10 protein-coding genes, 2 tRNA genes, 3 rRNA genes and 1 pseudogene are annotated in these 16,274 nt (G+C 63.7%); 4 read left to right on the plus strand and 12 right to left on the minus strand.

Annotation, left to right across the window (positions count from 1 at the left end; all coding sequences use genetic code 11):
• Window positions 1–212, minus strand: a pseudogene (locus BN903_RS15895) (phospholipase); the annotation flags it as partial.
• A 1-nt stretch (window position 213) separates the two neighbouring features.
• A complete protein-coding gene (locus tag BN903_RS09660) occupies window positions 214–828 on the minus strand; it encodes a VOC family protein (RefSeq protein ID WP_048077540.1) in 615 nt (204 codons plus the stop codon).
• 153 nt (window positions 829–981) lie between these two features.
• On the opposite strand from BN903_RS09660, the gene BN903_RS17460 reads away from it, so the two are divergent.
• A complete protein-coding gene (locus BN903_RS17460; protein WP_195155774.1) occupies window positions 982–1,158 on the plus strand; it encodes a hypothetical protein in 177 nt (58 codons plus the stop codon).
• A 52-nt stretch (window positions 1,159–1,210) separates the two neighbouring features.
• On the opposite strand, the gene BN903_RS09665 is transcribed toward BN903_RS17460, so the two are convergent.
• The 8 genes from BN903_RS09665 to BN903_RS09700 all read right to left on the minus strand — a co-directional run bounded on the left by BN903_RS09665 (window position 1,211) and on the right by BN903_RS09700 (window position 10,025).
• Window positions 1,211–2,587, minus strand: coding sequence for an HD domain-containing protein (locus tag BN903_RS09665; RefSeq protein ID WP_048077541.1), 1,377 nt, complete (start codon window positions 2,585–2,587; stop codon window positions 1,211–1,213).
• A gap of 252 nt (window positions 2,588–2,839) precedes the next feature.
• Complete coding sequence (locus tag BN903_RS09670; RefSeq protein WP_048077592.1) at window positions 2,840–3,682, minus strand: hypothetical protein; 843 nt, start codon at window positions 3,680–3,682, stop codon at window positions 2,840–2,842.
• A 106-nt stretch (window positions 3,683–3,788) separates the two neighbouring features.
• Window positions 3,789–3,864, minus strand: a tRNA-Cys gene (locus BN903_RS09675).
• A gap of 145 nt (window positions 3,865–4,009) precedes the next feature.
• A 5S ribosomal RNA gene (gene rrf / locus BN903_RS09680) occupies window positions 4,010–4,131 on the minus strand.
• Between the two features lie 147 nt (window positions 4,132–4,278).
• Window positions 4,279–7,199: ribosomal RNA gene (locus tag BN903_RS09685) — 23S ribosomal RNA — on the minus strand.
• Window positions 7,200–7,475: 276 nt separating this feature from the next.
• Window positions 7,476–7,547 (minus strand) — tRNA-Ala (locus tag BN903_RS09690).
• A 167-nt stretch (window positions 7,548–7,714) separates the two neighbouring features.
• Window positions 7,715–9,186, minus strand: a 16S ribosomal RNA gene (locus BN903_RS09695).
• The 16S, 23S and 5S rRNA genes sit together here with 2 tRNA genes alongside, the layout of an rRNA operon.
• A gap of 509 nt (window positions 9,187–9,695) precedes the next feature.
• Window positions 9,696–10,025 (minus strand): non-histone chromosomal MC1 family protein, encoded by a 330-nt coding sequence (locus tag BN903_RS09700; RefSeq protein ID WP_048077542.1) that lies wholly within the window; start codon window positions 10,023–10,025, stop codon window positions 9,696–9,698.
• Window positions 10,026–10,276: 251 nt separating this feature from the next.
• Between BN903_RS09700 and BN903_RS09705 the strand changes: the two genes are divergently transcribed.
• Together BN903_RS09705 and BN903_RS09710 are read left to right on the plus strand one after the other, a co-directional pair.
• On the plus strand, window positions 10,277–10,480 hold the full coding sequence (locus BN903_RS09705; RefSeq protein WP_006629199.1) for a hypothetical protein: 204 nt from the start codon (window positions 10,277–10,279) through the stop codon (window positions 10,478–10,480).
• Between the two features lie 94 nt (window positions 10,481–10,574).
• Entirely contained in the window at window positions 10,575–11,630 is a 1,056-nt protein-coding gene (locus BN903_RS09710) for a quinone-dependent dihydroorotate dehydrogenase (RefSeq protein ID WP_048077543.1), read from the plus strand.
• Window positions 11,631–11,654: 24 nt separating this feature from the next.
• Here BN903_RS09710 and BN903_RS09715 read toward each other — a convergent pair whose 3' ends face one another.
• Both BN903_RS09715 and BN903_RS09720 read right to left on the minus strand, forming a co-directional pair.
• On the minus strand, window positions 11,655–14,333 hold the full coding sequence (locus BN903_RS09715) for a valine--tRNA ligase (RefSeq protein WP_048077544.1): 2,679 nt from the start codon (window positions 14,331–14,333) through the stop codon (window positions 11,655–11,657).
• 94 nt (window positions 14,334–14,427) lie between these two features.
• A complete protein-coding gene (locus tag BN903_RS09720; RefSeq protein ID WP_048077545.1) occupies window positions 14,428–14,682 on the minus strand; it encodes a hypothetical protein in 255 nt (84 codons plus the stop codon).
• Window positions 14,683–15,697: 1,015 nt separating this feature from the next.
• On the opposite strand from BN903_RS09720, the gene BN903_RS09730 reads away from it, so the two are divergent.
• Window positions 15,698–15,940 carry a ferredoxin gene (locus BN903_RS09730; protein ID WP_048077546.1) on the plus strand — a complete coding sequence of 81 codons (243 nt, stop codon included), beginning with the start codon at window positions 15,698–15,700 and terminating at the stop codon, window positions 15,938–15,940.
• The last annotated feature ends 334 nt before the right edge of the window (window positions 15,941–16,274 follow it).

Below are 16,274 nucleotides of genomic sequence, written 5' to 3' on the forward strand. Positions count from 1 at the left end.
AGGTGTTCCCGGCGGCCGCGGGCGCGAGAATTGCGAGGTCGCGGTCGTCGGCCAGCTGTTCAGCCCAGATCGACGACGCTACGGGCGGTCGCGCCGCGACCGTGGACGAGCACGAGCGCGGCGTCGGCGTCGTCGAGGGTTGTCCCGGCGGTGACCAGCGGCTCGTCGCCGTGCGGGTCGTCGCCGTCGTGCCCGGGAGAGCGGCCGGCCATCTCAGACCCCGACGCCGGCGTCGGCGTCGGGCAGGTCGTGTTTGTTCACCGGGATACCCAGCTCTTCGAGGGCCCCCTCCATGTGTCGGTCCTGCGCGAAGTCGGCCCCGTCCTCCTCGCGGAGGCGCTGGGCGGTCGCGAGCACCTCGCCTTTGCGCCCGTCGGGAATCTCGTATTTGTCCGCCGACAGCTCGATGACGAGGCCGTTGTTGTCCTGCGTGTAAATGGAGTGGAAGATGCCGCGGTCGAACACGTTGTACCCCTTGCCCGCCTCTTCGAGGGACGCCATGATCTCCTCGTACTCGTCGGGTTCGACGCTGAAACACAGGTGGTGGACCGCGCCGGTGTTGACACGCTGCCCACGGGCGGACGCGCGCTCGTCGCTCACGAACACGGTGAGGATCCGGTCGTCGCCGGTGTCGAAGAAGAGGTGCGTCTGCGAGGGGTCGTCGAGGTTCGGCTGCCGCAACACGAGCGGCATCCCGAGCAGGTCGCGGTAGAAGGCGAGGGTGTCCTCCTCGTTGCTCCCCCAGACCGTGATGTGGTCGGTGCCGCTGGTGTGGAACGGTGCGTCCGGACGCTCCGACGTGACCGGAGCCGGGTTCTCGTCGCTCATACCGATCCGAAGGCGGCCGAGCCGTATAAAAACGAGAGGGACGGGACCGTGACCGGCTAACACCGGTGTTATCGGTCCCCGAGTCGGGCAGCGGTCAAGGGTTGGCGGCCTCCGTACCGACGGGGTTTAGCGGGACAGGAGTCGACCGAAAGCATGGAACTCATATCGATCGCCGGCCTGTTGTTACACTCCGGCACGGAACACCCGGACACGCTGTGGATCGCGCTCACCGGTGTCGTCGCGTTCGCGCTCGGCGTCGCCGTCGGCCGCTGCGGCCGATCGGTGTCGCTCCCTGTCGGTCCCTCCGTCGGGGGCAGCGACGGCGAATAGGCGTCAGAGCGGAACGGTCAGACCGGGATCGTCACGGACCGAGGGATGCGGGTCAGCCCCCGTACTCCGCCCGGAACCGATCGACGAGCCACCGCGTCGCGCGCTTGCGCTCCCCGTCCGGTACGTAGACGAACGGAATGGGGCTATCGAACGTGCGCTCGCCGTACAGTCCCCAGTCGCCGGCCGAGCGCGTCGTCCCGCCGTAGGCTATCGGGATGTCGGCCAGCTCCGAGGGCTCGTACTCGGGAACGTACGAGCGTTCGATCCACACGTCGTGAGCCGGGACGCCCAGCTCGTCGGCGAGCGCACGTTCGAGGCGGTCGTCGCCGGAGACGAGCCACTCGCCGAACGCCTCGCGGTCGACATCGACCCGGTCCGCGTAGGCGATCCGGTGTTTCCAGCAGGTCGTCGGGAACCGCCGGGCGCGATACCGGTCGTACAGCGTCGCGAACGTGGTCTCGGGCCGGTCGCGCGCGAGTCGGCGCAGCCGCTCGGCGACGGTGTTGTCGTCGATCTCGTCTTCGATCACCCCGTCTATCGTCACCGGCGGGTCGCCCGTCAGCGCGGCCGCCCGTTCCGTAAGGTCGCGGAGGAGCGCGTTCGCGTACACCGACTTGTGGTGTTGGGTCACCCACATGTACAGCGCGATCCGGCCTTCGAGGTAGTTGCCGAGCGTCGAGAGCGCCTTCTCGGAGAGCGCCAGCCCCTCGTCGGGGTGTGCGGTGTAAGCGTCGACCATGCGGTCGGTGTCGAAGTTCAACACGTTCGCGCCGGTCATCCAGTTGTCCCGGGAAATGTAATCGAGCCGATCGACATCAACCGGAGAGTGGAGCAGTTGTGCGCCCAGCCCGTGCTGCCACGGTCCCCCGCGTTCGTACACCAGGCTGTACCCCAAGACGTACGCACACACCTCCTCCGGATCGACCGACAGCGACCGCAGCGCGTCCGCGAAGCGATCGAGTATCAACAGACAGCTCACGAGTTCGTGCGGGCTCGCCTCCCGAACCGGGGCGTCGCCGAGTCCGGCCTCCCGAAGCGACGCGACGAACCCCTCTTCGGCGAGCCGGTCCCGCAGCTCCGCCGGGTCAAAGAAGCGCTCGCAGACGTGCGAGAAGGGCGGATGGCCGACATCGTGAAGCAGACACGCACACTCCAACGTCGACTGTATCTCGTCTACCGTCTCCGGCGAGGTCTCCCGGGTGAAGTACGGCTCCTCGCGGAGGTTCTCGAAGACGCGACGGCCGAGGTGATAGACCCCGAGGCTGTGTTCGAACCGCGTGTGATTGGCGGCCGGATAGACGAGATGCGTCGCCGAGAGCTGTTTGACGTGCCGAAGCCGCTGGAACGCCGACGTGTCGATCACGCGATCGACGAGCGGGTCGGCGAGTTCGATGTACCCGTGAACGGGATCTTTGATCTGTGTAGTCATGTGTGAACGAACGCGATCACCACGCGAGGCGGGCAGCGAAGCGCCGAGCGTCCGGTCGACGAACGAACGGCCGAGCGCGACATCCGAGACGGTACCGTCGACGCCACAAGACCCGATGACCGCGGTAGTGACGGGACCGGCGTAACGGACGCAGTGCGGCCGCCGTTCCCGCCAATACCGAGGCATTGCGTCCGGGTACCGTCCCGGAGAGTTGCGACCGCCGGCGGAAATCCGAGCGCACCGGGTCGGCGATCAGTACCGCGAGGGGATGAACGCCATCCCGGCGAGCATGATCGACGACAGAATCGAGAGGATGAGCACGCGCGATAGACCGCTGTTGTACTGGTTGAACTGTTCGATCTCGGACGCCTGTGACTCGTACGCCTCGATATCCGTCGTCATCTGAAGCGTCGACGCGTCGGGGAAGTGAGCGACGTACTCCGTGTCACCGACGGTCACCGTCGAGTGCTGTTCGATCTCGATCGTCTCCGTCTGGGTGGTCTCCCACACGACGACGGCCCCATCGGCCGTCACGTCGTCGACGGTGACCGTGTTCCCGTTGTACTGGAGCGTGTCTCCAGACGCATACGATCGCTCCTCGGGCTCGGGGAAGTACTCGTCGGCCGGGACCGACGTGGTCTCACCGGACTCGTCGGTCACCAAGACGAACTCCTCACCGGCGTCGGAGGTGACCGTCTGGTTGTCGGCCGAATCGTCGGCTTCGAGGATCGCCTGCCGGTCGAGCACCTCGACGAGCGTGAACTCGGAGGGGCTCTCCCCGGTTATCTCGACCCGCCACTCGCGGTCGTCGATCGACACCGTCGAGCCGTTCGTCCACGTCTCCGACGTCTCCGCCGTGAATTCGCGTTCGAGCGTGCCCGTGACCACCGTCGTCGCCGCACCGCCGTGGCCACCACCGCCCTCCTCGCTCTCGGAAATACCCACGGTGTACGACTCGCCACCGATCTGGACGGTGTCACCGTTAGCGGCGTCTACCTCCGGGCTCTCAAACGCTATTTCCGGACTATCGGCCGTCGCGGTCAGCGCGCCCGCCACGCCCGCAACGGCGAGGAAGAGCGCGACGAACACGGCCACAGCGCGTCGTTGCATAGTTCACGCATGGGTCACCCGGTGTTTAACGGTTACTAAGCGGGTCAGTTCGCGAGCAGGATCCGGCGTCCCGCCTCGAACGATAAGAAAAAGCCAAGGGCCGGATTTGAACCGGCGTTGGGCGGCTCTGCAGGCCGCTGCGTCTGACCGAACTCTGCCACCTTGGCACCAGTCGGACGTACCGCTGTCGAGCGTTTAAGCTTAGCGGTCGCGTGCGAAACCGCGAGGCGCGGGCTCGCAACACATGAAAACAGCCCACGGGCAGTGTGCCCGTGGGCTGGTAGGTGAGAGCAGAATGCTCTCGTATGAATGGGGAGGCGGCGACTCGTGGTTTCCAGAGGATCGCTCACTCCAGTACTTCACGATACGCTGGTGGGCTTAACTTCCGTGTTCGGAATGGGTACGGGTGTCTCCCCACCGCTCTGGCCGCCTTCATGCCGACTCTCGGATTCGAACCGAGACTCTCTCTGTCCGTCGAGACGTTAAGAGACGCCTGTGTCGGTCGTGGTTCGGTATCAACCGTGTATATCGTGCGATCCAGGTACCGCCTGAACTCATGCGAGTCGTGGCGCGTCAGCGCCAATGAATGTGGCTCGGTCTGTTAGTTCTCGTGGGCTTAACACCTCGTTGCCTCGGTGCGTACACCCCGAGTCTATCGAACTCGTCTTCTACGAGTGACCTCTGTGGTACCTCTTTTCCATGTGGGTTTCGAGCTTAGATGCGTTCAGCTCTTACCCCGTGTCGCGTGGCTACTCGGCAGCTGCCCTTCCGGACAACCGATTACACCAGTGGCGACCAAACGTAGTTCCTCTCGTACTATACGTTCGTTCACGTCAGGTACCTCACACCCCCAATAGATAGCAGCCGACCTGTCTCACGACGGTCTAAACCCAGCTCACGACCTCCTTTAATAGGCGAACAACCTCACCCTTGCCCGCTTCTGCACGGGCAGGATGGAGGGAACCGACATCGAGGTAGCAAGCCACTCGGTCGATATGTGCTCTTGCGAGTGACGACTCTGTTATCCCTAAGGTAGCTTTTCTGTCATCTACGGGTCCCATTCCGGAACCTCGTAGGTTCGCTAGACCACGCTTTCGCGTCAGCGTTCCTCGTTGGGAAGAACACTGTCAGACCATCTTGTGCTCTTGCGCTCTTCGCCGGATTCCCGACCCGGCTGAGATGATCTTCGGGCGCGCTCGATATCTTTTCGAGCGCGTACCGCCCCAGTCAAACTGCCCGGCTACCGGTGTACTCCTCCCGGAGTGAGAGTCGCAGTCACCGACGGGTAGTATTTCAATGTTGACTCGGTGGCGTGCTAGCGCACGTACCTGTGTAGCGTCTCCTACCTATGCTGCACATCGGCGACCACGTCTCAGCGACAGCCTGCAGTAAAGCTCTATAGGGTCTTCGCTTCCCCTTGGGGGTCTCCAGACTCCGCACTGGAACGTACAGTTCACCGGGTCCAACGTTGGGACAGTGGCGCTCTCGTTTATCCATTCATGCAAGCCGCTACTGAAGCGGCAAGGTACTACGCTACCTTAAGAGGGTCATAGTTACCCCCGCCGTTGACGGGTCCTTCGTCCTCTTGTACGAGGTGTTCAGATACCCGCACTGGGCAGGATTCAGTGACCGTACGAGTCCTTACGGATTTGCGGTCACCTGTGTTGTTACTAGACAGTCGGAGCGCCCGAGTCACTGCGACCTGCCTCGTCGGAGGCAGGCATCCCTTCTTCCGAAGGTACGGGACTAACTTGCCGAATTCCCTAACGTCGGTTCTCCCGACAGGCCTTGCCTTGCGCTGGCAGAGCACCTGTGTCGGATCTCGGTACGGACACTATGCTTGCCTTTTCACGGGCCCTATGTACGGCTGACTTTCGCTGTTTCGCGTTTCGCTCGCTTCGTACCGTGACGGTTTCCACGAGTTTCCACGATTCGACCGGGCGAGTGCCCGGCTCAGCGTTCCACACGGCGTCGGCGTTTACTGCATAGCGGCGCTGGAATATTAACCAGCTTCCCGTCGGTGTAGTCAAGTTGTGGTACACCTTAGGACCGGCTAACCCTCGGCTGAACGGCAGTGCCGAGGAACCCTTGCTCTTCAGGCCGTCGAGGGTCTCACCCGACTATCGCTGCTACTGTGACCAGGATTGTCGTTACTGGACGGTCCACACGAGCTCTCGCCCGGGCTTCCGTCCGACCAGTACGCCAACCTACACGGTTGCCTTGTGACAGGCACGGCCAGGTCTCGGTGGTAGATTTGAGCCCCGATCATTTTGGGCGCCTCAAACCTCGGCCGGTAAGCTGTTACGCTTTTCTTAGCGGGTAGCTGCTTCTAAGCTCACCTCCCGGCTGTTTAGGGCTTGAGACCACCTTCGAATCGCACTTAATCTACACTTTGGGACCTTAACCCGGCTCTGGGTTGTTCCCCTCACGGTACACAGGCTTACCCCGCGCACCGGACTCCCTTCGTCTACAGCGCCTGCGGGTTTGGAGTTCGACAGGATGGCCGACTCCTCTCGGAGGCGGGTCATCCAATCGGTAGCTCTACCCCGCGGGCTACCTCGGAAGAGGTCATGCTTCGACATGTTTCGGTTGGAACCAGCTGTTGCCAGGCTCGATGGGCCTTTCACCCCTACACACGAGTCACGAGAGGGTATTGTAGAACACCAACTCTAACAGGCCTCCACGTGGCTTTCGCCACGCTTCACCTTGCTCGCGCGTAGATCGCCTGGTTTCGGGTCGCACCCAATTGACTCCCCGCGCTTGAACACGGTGGCCCTCGCACGAATGTGCTGCGGCCGTATCGGTTTCCCTGCGCCTTCCCCGGTTCACGGGTTAGACTCGCCAATCAAGTGCACTCCCTGGGTCGTTTTTCAAAACGCACGACACGACGCCGGCTCGTCTCTCTTCCTACTAGAGAATCGCTTCTCGGTCGTTTTGAGAGACGCCTTGTACGCCCTATCGCTCGATCGCCAGCTGATTTCAGGCCCTATTGCACCGCCCTTTTCGGGGTGCTTTTCAGCGTTCGCTCACGCTACTTGTTCGCTATCGGTCTCGAGGAGTGTTTAGCCTTCTCAGGGGATGCCTGAGGTGTTCACAGAGGATATCCGACCCCTGCTACTCTGGATTTGACGCCATCCGTACTGACTCATCTTACGGGGTTGTCACCCTGTTTCACGCTCCGTTCCAGGAGACTTCAGATGAGTTGTCGAGATTTGGTTGTCAACCCGAACACCACATTGGTCCGAAGGACCTTCGGTTTGGGCTGTGTCGCGTTTACTCGCGGTTACTGACGACATCGCGTTTGCGTTCTTTTCCTGCCCTTACTGAGATGTTTCAATTCAGGGCGTTCCCTATTGCGCGTGGCAATTGTTGAACGGATTCCGATTGGGAGATCTCGTGTTCTTTCCCTCCATGCGGGTCCCACGAGCTTTTCGCAGCTTGGCACGTCCGTCGTCGGCTCTCGAGCCGAGCCATTCACCAGCTGGCACAGTAGCCAGTAGTGTGTCAGCCAACTCTCAGAAGAGAGTGCTGACGGTGTCAGAAATACTCGTCAGAGTATTCCGACTGTATATGGTTCACTGACGTTCCACGAACTCGGATGAGTTCAGTGGACGTCTGGATCGCACGTATACACGGTTGTCATCGAATCGCCCCGGGTGTGTGCGGGGCGTTCGTCGAACCCTTCCCATCCGCGGTTTCCCGGGATGGTGCATCGGTCGTCGTGTTCAATCCGAGTCGCGTCTCCCACTTAAGGGGACGGATTTGGACTGAACGGACATGGACTCACTGGGATTCGAACCCAGGGCATCCTCCTTGCAAGGGAGGCACTCTACCGCTGAGCTATGAGCCCACCTTCCCTGTGGGGAAGGTCTGTCTCGCGTGTTGTGTGGGCCGTGGTCGTTCTAGGGTGTCCAAGCCGGTGGGTGGACGGACGTACACAGACTAGTGCGAATGAGTAGTGACCGTTCTGGTGAACGGTCGTAAGGTGAGCCTCCCGTGTGGGAGGTCTCGGGTCGGTGGAGGTGATCCAGCCGCAGATTCCCCTACGGCTACCTTGTTACGACTTAAGCCCCCTTGCGAAGCCCAGATTCGACGTGCGTGGCACGCCTCATCCGGACCTCACTCGGGTGCTTTGACGGGCGGTGTGTTGGCAAGGAGCAGGGACGTATTCACCGCGCGCTTGTGACACGCGATTACTACCGAATCCAGCTTCATGTGGGCGAGTTGCAGCCCACAATCCGAACTACGATCGAGTTTCTGAGATTACCGTCTCCTTTCGGAGTTGGAACCCTTTGTCTCGACCATTGTAGCCCGCGTGTTGCCCAGCACATTCGGGGCATACTGACCTACCGTTGCCCGTTCCTTCCTCCGTGTTAGCCACGGCGGTCCTCCTACTGTCCCCAGCTACCTCGCGGTACTGCTGGCAAGTAAGGATGCGGGTCTCGCTCGTTGCCTGACTTAACAGGACGCCTCACGGTACGAGCTGACGGCGGCCATGCACCTCCTCTCTGAACCTCGGATAAGGTCATCAACCTGGTCGTCATTAGTACAGTCGATGCTGGTGAGATGTCCGGCGTTGAGTCCAATTAAACCGCAGGCTCCTCCGGTTGTAGTGCTCCCCCGCCAATTCCTTTAAGTTTCATCCTTGCGGACGTACTTCCCAGGCGGTCTGCTTAGCGGCTTCCCTGCGGCACAGCACCCACTCGTAGTGGGAGCCACACCTAGCAGACATTGTTTACGGCCAGGACTACCCGGGTATCTAATCCGGTTCGAGACCCTGGCTTTCGTCCCTCACTGTCGGATCCGTTCTCGCGACGTGCTTTCGCCATCGGCGGTCCGTCCAGGATTACGGGATTTCACTCCTACCCCGGACGTACCCGTCGCGCCTTCCGGTCCCAAGCCACGCAGTTTCTACCGGGCGTCCACCTGTTGGGCAGGTGGATTTCCCGATGGACTTGCGTGGCCAGCTACGGACGCTTTAGGCCCAATAAGATCGGCCATCACTTGGGCTGCCGGTATTACCGCGGCGGCTGGCACCGGTCTTGCCCAGCCCTTATTCTGGTACCGCCTTAGGGTACCGAAAAGCACAGGCGCTATGCCTGTGCACTTGGGATCCCCCTATCGCACTGTCGTGCAGTGTAAAGGTTTCGCGCCTGCTGCGCCCCGTAGGGCCCGGAATCTTGTCTCAGATTCCGTCTCTGGGTTCTCACTCTCATGACCCATACCGATTATTGGCACGGTGGGCCGTTACCCCACCGTCTACCTAATCGGCCGCAGCCACATCCTTCGGCGCCGGAGCGTTTGGCATACCACTCATTCCAGTGGTGGTATGGTATGTACTATTAGCCTCAGTTTCCCGAGGGTATTGTACTCCGAAGGGTAGTTTGGCCACGTGTTACTGAGCTATTCGCCACGAGTATGAACTCGTACGACTAGCATGGCTAAATCGGATCCCAATAGCAATGGCCTCCGGCAGGATCAACCGGAATGAGTATCCTTCGAGCCTGATTCCCGGCTCGAAGGGGGTGTTGGCGGGTGTCAATCTCGTTGGAGACGAGAGTTGACACACCATTGCATTGGTCTGTGTGGTGTCCGGTTCCAGCCAGCGGCTTGGATGGCACCGAACGACCACGGCTCACATCAGATCGCCGCTTACGCCGGAGCGCAGGGGGCGCGATCCTCATCTCTCGCGGACCTGAACGTATCGTCCGACAGGTCATAAACCCATCGAACCACATCAGGTCCAAGCGAAACCGGGCCGAGTTGAACGGCCCGAGTCCGCGATGCGTTCTTCGCATTTCTTCAAATGCCGGGGTTGTACTTAACCCCGTCGAACCATCTGCGCCACGTCATGCGGTTTCATGCCGAGACGGGAGAGACGACTGACCGGCTCGGATCGACGCGGGGGCCACGGTCCGAGATAGCGTCTCCGCGTCGATCCGGGTCCGTCCGACCCACGGCTAAAAGGAGAGATCGGAATCAACGCGCCCGGAGAGGACTACTCCTCGTCGAGGTACTCGATGCCTTGCTTCGAGACGTTGGCCTTGGTGATGTCGTCGAGGTCGTTGAGCCAGAAGTCCTCCTCCGCCTCGTCGACCTCCGGGGCGCTGTCCTTCCAGGCCCATCCCTCGTACTCGTGGACCTTTCGGGTCCCCTTCTCGCGGAGGCGAAGCGTCGTTCGCTCCGCCTCATCCTCAGAGGGTGCCGGGTCCAGCGTTCGAGCGGCCTTGAGTGCCGCCTGACGCGGCATGTTTCCCGAGAACTCGCTCGGTTCCGATCCGTCTTCCTCTCGAAGGGCAAAGTTTCGCTTACCGTCTTCACGTACCATGGTTTTGCCTCCATGAGACACCAGCACACAGTGTGTAATAAATATATCGGGAAAATGAAAGCTGTGCGGCACAACATTTATATATTATACCGGGCACTGGTTGCGGTTTCCGGACGGAGACGGGCGCGACGGCGTTCGGATCCCGTCCAAGTTCCCTCGAACGCTGCGGCGCGCGGAGACGCGAGCGAGGGAAAATCGGGTAAACAACACTTATGTGTCTGCTATTGCGAAGTGCGACAAGCACACCCGCGATGGTCCGTAAAAAGAAGCTCAGCCCCAGTGGCGCGAAAGACGACGAGGGGGAGTACCACAACGTCCACGTGAACCTCCACGAGGACGAGCTCGCCGTCGCCGGCATGGATATCGGTGACGAGGTGTTCGTCCGAGTCCGAGACGGCAAGATAATCATCCAGAAGGCGGACGCGAATCCGGACCAGCTCGAACACGACTTCTGACGCCGAGCGCGGTACTACGTCTCGAAGATCCGTCCCAGCGGCGGCGTCGGTTGCGGTCGGCGGATTGATTGTCGCTCGTGACGAGACTCAGACGATGGGCGCGTACGACCTGTTGAAACCGGCACTGTTCCGGCTTCCACCGGAGACCGCACACGGACTGATTCATCGACTGCTCGGCGGCGTTCAGGGGACGCCGGTCGGGTCGGCGCTCGCCGAGCGGTACACGGTCGACGACGAGCGACTCGCGGTCGACGCGTTCGGGTCGACGTTCTCGAATCCGGTGGGCGTCGCCGCCGGGTTCGACAAGAACGCGGAGGTGCCGCGGGCGTTGGCCTCGCTCGGGTTCGGACACGTCGAGATCGGTGGGGTCACCGCCGAACGGCAGCCGGGGAACCCACGCCCGCGACTGTTTCGACTCCCGGAGGACGAAGCGCTCGTCAACCGGATGGGGTTCAACAACGAGGGCGCGGACAGGGTCGGAGAGCGTCTCGACCGCAACCCCCTCCCGGACGTGCCGGTCGGGATCAACATCGGGAAGTCCAAGTCGACGCCCCTCGCCGACGCCCCCGACGACTACCTGTACACGTACGAGCGCGTCGCGGACGCGGGCGACTACTTCGTCGTCAACGTCTCCAGCCCCAACACGCCGGGGCTCCGTGAACTCCAGAACCGGGCCGCCTTAGAGCGCATCCTCGGAACGCTCGACGACGCCGGTGCCGACCCGCTCCTCGTGAAGCTCTCACCCGATCTCCCTGACCCGGCCGTCGCGGACGCGCTCGCGGTCGTCGACGACCTCGACCTCGACGGCGTCATCGCGACCAACACGACGACGTCGCGCCCGGACTCGCTCCGGAGCCACAACCGGGCCGAGCGGGGCGGGCTCTCGGGGAAGCCGATCGAGTCGCTGGCGACGGAGCGGGTGCGGTTCGTCGCGGAGCGGACCGACGTTCCGGTGATCGGGGTCGGCGGCGTCTCCGACGCCGCGGGCGCGTACGAGAAGATACGAGCGGGCGCTTCGATGGTCCAACTGTACACCGGACTCGTCTACGAGGGGCCGGGACTCGCGCGCGACATCAACGAGGACCTTCTGGAGCTGCTCGACCGTGACGGGTTCGAGTCGGTCGAGGACGCGGTCGGTACGGACCTGTGAGAGAAACGGGTCGGCGGCGGAAACCTACGCCTCGTTTCGGACGATGACGACGACGTCGTCCGCCTGAAGCAGTTCGCCCTCGCCCTGATACTGTCGCTCTTCTTCGACCGCGAACTCGTCGTCGACCAGCGTGACGCCCGCGACGCGGAGTTTGTCGCCGTCGATCTCGTAGTCACCCTGCGCCAGCGCGGCCTCGATGTCGCCGACCTGATCGCCGTACTTCGGACCGACGGTGGCGTAATCGAGGTCGATACCGGTGATGACCGTCTCGACGGGTGCGTCGCCGTCGGGGTGGACCGCGAGGTCGTCGACGTGCATGACGCCGGTGATGTCGTCCTCGAACCCGCGGACGTCGGCGTACACCTCGACGGCGTCGAGCGGGGCGGTGAGCGGGAGCTGGTTCTCGCTTTTGTACTTCCGGAGCGCGCCGACGACTGCGGTCGCCGCGGTTCCGGCGTCGCGGTCGGCCTCGACACTAAGCGGCTCGGGCCAGTCGGCGAGGTGGACCGACTCGCTCGCGCCGTCCGCGAGGCGGATCCCGTCGACATCGGCGGCGTCCGGCACGGCATCGGCGTACATGTCGTGCCACAGTTCTTCCGTGACGTGCGCGAGCAGCGGCGCGAACAGCTTCAGGAACCGGCGGTGTGCGGTCCGGAGCGTGTACGCCGCCGCGTCGTCGTCGCGCTGTTTCGCGATCTCGAGGTAGTCGTCACAGAACGTGTTCCAGAAGAAGCTCCGGAGTTCGTCCCGGGCCTTCGAGAACGCGCGCTCTTCGAGCAGGTCGGTGAGCCGCTCGACCTCGGCGTCGAGCTCGGCCAGCAGCCAGCGGTCGAGTTCGCGCAGGCCGTCGTCCGGCTCGGCCGGGAACGGCTCCGGCGCGAGCGACTCGACGAGCTTCGAGGCGTTCCACAGCTTCCGGATCAGCTTCTCGCCCGCGCGGAGGTCCTTCTCCTTGAACGGGAAGTCGTCGCCGACCGCGGTCCCGGCCGCCCAGTAGCGCGTGGCGTCGACCGGGAACTCCTCCAAGACCGTCTCGGGTTCGACGACGTTGCCGACGGACTTGGACATCTTCTCGCGGTTCTCGTCCAAGACGTGCCCGTTGATCATCGTCTCCTCGAACGGCACCTCGCCGGTGTGCTCGTAGCACTTGACGAGCGTGTGGAACAGCCAGAAACTGATGATGTCGTGACCCTGCGGCCGGAGGTCGAACCGATACAGCTCCGGGCGCTCCATCGTGAACTCCCCGGCCTCCTCGTCCCAGTCCCAGCCGGCGTTGATGAGCGGCGTGAGACTGGAGGTGGCCCACGTGTCGAGCACGTCGTCTTCGGGCTCGAACCCGTCGTGCCCGCACTCGGGACAGGCGTCGACGGGCGGGTCGTCGGAGAGCGGGTCGACGGGGAGGTCCGTCTTCTCGGCGATGATCTCCTCGCCGCAGTCCTCGCAGTACCACACCGGGAACGGGATGCCGGAGGAGCGCTGGCGGGAGATGAGCCAGTCCCACTGGAGCCCCTCGACCCAGTGTTCGTACCGGGTGAACATCTTCTCGGGCGACCACTCCATCTCCCGGCCGACGTCGAGGTACTCGTCGGTCTTGTCGAGCATCTCGACGTACCACTGCTCGGTGACGAGGAACTCGACGCTCGTCCCGCAGCGCTCGTGGACGTTGACCGTGTGGGTGATGTCGCGGCGGTCCAACAGCGCGCCCGCCTCGTCGAGGTCCTCGACGATGGCCTCGCCGGCCTCCGAGGAGTGGAGGCCCTCGTACTCCTCGGCGACCTCCGTCATGTGGCCGGACTCGTCGATGGCGACCCGGAGGTCGAGGTCGTGGACCTGATACCATTCGATGTCGTTCTGGTCGCCGAACGTACAGCACATCACGATGCCGGAGCCGGTCTCGGTGTCGACGCGCTCGTCGGCGATGATCGGCACCTCGTGGCCGAACAGCGGGACCTCGGCGGACTCGCCGACGAGGTCCTGGTTCTCGTCGTCGTCCGGGTGGACGAAGACGGCGACGCAGGCCGGGAGGAGTTCGGGGCGCGTCGTCGAGATGACGAACTCGTCCGGGAGGTCGTCGCTCGCGTCGCTTCCGGCGACGGAGAACGCGATGTCGTTGAAGTGGCTGGCCTGCTCGTCGTCCTCGGTCTCGACCTGCGAGATGGCGGTCTCGCACTCGGGACACCAGATCGCCGGGGCCTTCTCGCGGTACTCGCGGCCCTGGTCGTACAGGTCGACGAACGACAGCTGGGAGACGCGCTGGACGCGCGGCTCGATCGTCTGGTAGGTGTGGTCCCAGTCGACGGAGACGCCGAGCGACTGGACGTTCTCGGTGAACTGCTCCTCGTAGTCGGCGCACACCTCGCGGCACTTCGCCTGGAACTCGCGGCGCTCGAACTCCTGATGGCGGATGTCGAGCTCGTCCTCCGTCAGGCGCTCGGAGGCGATCCCGTTGTCGTCGTAGCCGAACGGGAAGAAGGTCGCGCCGCCGTTCATCCGCTCGAAGCGGGCGACGAAGTCCTGGAGGGTAAACCCGTACAGGTGGCCCATGTGGAGGCTCCCCGATACCGTCGGCGGCGGGGTGTCGATGGAGAAGACCGTGTTCGGATCGACCGGATCCTCGTCGGGGTAGGCGTACGTCTCCTCGTCGACCCATCGCCGCTGCCACCGCGGCTCGACGGCGTCGGGGTCGTACTCTCCACTGGGCATTTCAGCCACACGTTCCGCCGGTTCCCCCTTAACGGACTCGGTTACGCGGAGACGGTAGCGCGGCCGAGTGGGGGATTCGGGCAGATTTAGGCGTTCAGACCCGGTCGTCGAGGTCGTGTTCAGCGGCCATCTTCGACGCCTCCGTCGTGAACCGTTCGACCTCGTCGGCCGGGCTCTCGCCGAGCGCGGTCTCCTCGACCTCGCGACCGGCGGTGATCCCGTCGCCGGTGACGAGCCGCTGTTCGGCCAACTCCTTCGTGTGCATCCGTTCGCCGTCCTCGGTGGCGTAGGTGAGCCGGACAAGCCCCTTCGAGTCGAACTGTCGGTCGACGAGCCAGACGGTGGTCATCGTCGGTGGTATCGACCGCGAGCGAATTAAACCGGGCGATCGATGGGAGTGGCCGCCTCGCGGCGCGACGTCAGCTCCGCGTCCGCCCATTCGACCGCGGCCGGCGAGTCGTTCACCACCATCCCGGTGGCGTCTCCGGTCTGTCGGAACGTGATCCCCGCGTGGTCCCCCTCCGGGGTCTCGATCAGCCACAGCGCGTACGGGAGCGGACCCGCGCTGCGGTACAGAGAGAAGGAGTCGCGGGAGACGAGCGACGCGACCGGCGTGTCAGAGAGCGCGGAGAGCGCCTCGACCACCTCCGGNTCGGCGATCACCTCCACGTTGAGTCCTTCGCGATCGAGCGCCCCGGTTCAGGATGAACACGTCCGACTTGAGCACGGTCGAGCAGCCCCGCATCGCCGTCGCCCGTTCGAGGAGTTCGCTGCTCGCCGTCGCCGCCTCGGACGGCGCGTGCGGGTCCGCGACGGTCACGGTCGCCCCGGTGAGGAACGCCGACGGAAGCGACGCGTCGTCCGGGAGCTCGTTCAACAGCGGGGCCGCCCGCTCGACCGTCCGCGTTGCGGCCGCGTAGCGGTCGTGTTCGGCGAGTGCGAACCGACCCGTCGCGGTGAGAGAGTACGTCCCGCCGCACGACTCGACGCAGTCGACGTCTTCCAGATCGGCGATTGCGCGGTCGACCGTCGACCGCGAACTCGACAGCCGATCGACGAGTTCCGGCTTGCTCGCGGGCGCGTCGGCGAGGCTCCGAAACACGTCCGCGCGCTTGTAGAGCGCCGATCGGAGCGCGTGTCCGTCCGGTTCCATGCGGGGGAAACGCGCGTCCGGATTAAAAACGGCCCGGCGGAGAACGGCGGAGGGCGTCGGCGTCAGCGGGCGGTTTCACTACGGTCGGGAGGTGACATACCCTCATCGTCCGGGAGATCTCCCGACGTACGGGAACCGTCACGGAACGGGGGTTCCGACCGGGGCGCGGGAACCCCGCCACGGCTTTGTACTCGCTGTTCGTACCCACAGTATGCGCGTCGAGTTCGACCGCGACACCTGCGTCGGAATGTTCCAGTGCGTCGCCGAGTGGGACGCCTTCGAGAAGAACCTGAACGACGGGAAGGCGGACCTCGCCGACAGTACCGAGGCTGAGCCGGATCTGTTCGTCGTCGAAGTCCCAGACGGCGAAGAACTGGACGCGAAGTTCGCGGCCCGAAGCTGCCCCGTCGACGCGATCGAAGTGTACGACGACGACGGCGAGCAGGTGGTATAATCGATCGGAGACGGGTGAGCGGAACGCTTCGGGATTCCCGTTGTGCGGTACGGTCGAGCCACTTTCGATGCGGAGACCACCGAAGCCCCAGCCGCGAGGACTCGGTGCGCTCGCTGTCGTTCGAAAGGCGCGAAGCGCCTTTCGTGATGACGAGAGAGCTTCGCTCTCTCGAACCACGCTCCTCGTCGCTCACTGCGTTCGCTCCTGCGGTGCTTACGTCGCGCGCCTTCGCCCTCGCGGCTGCCCCTTCGAGTCCCGCCCCGCACCGCCCCGCACCTCGCGCCTCCCCAGCCTCGTCGGTCGCCTCCGCGTTGCTCCGGCGAACGACTCCCTC

It is taken from the genome of Halorubrum sp. AJ67 (genome assembly GCF_000513435.1).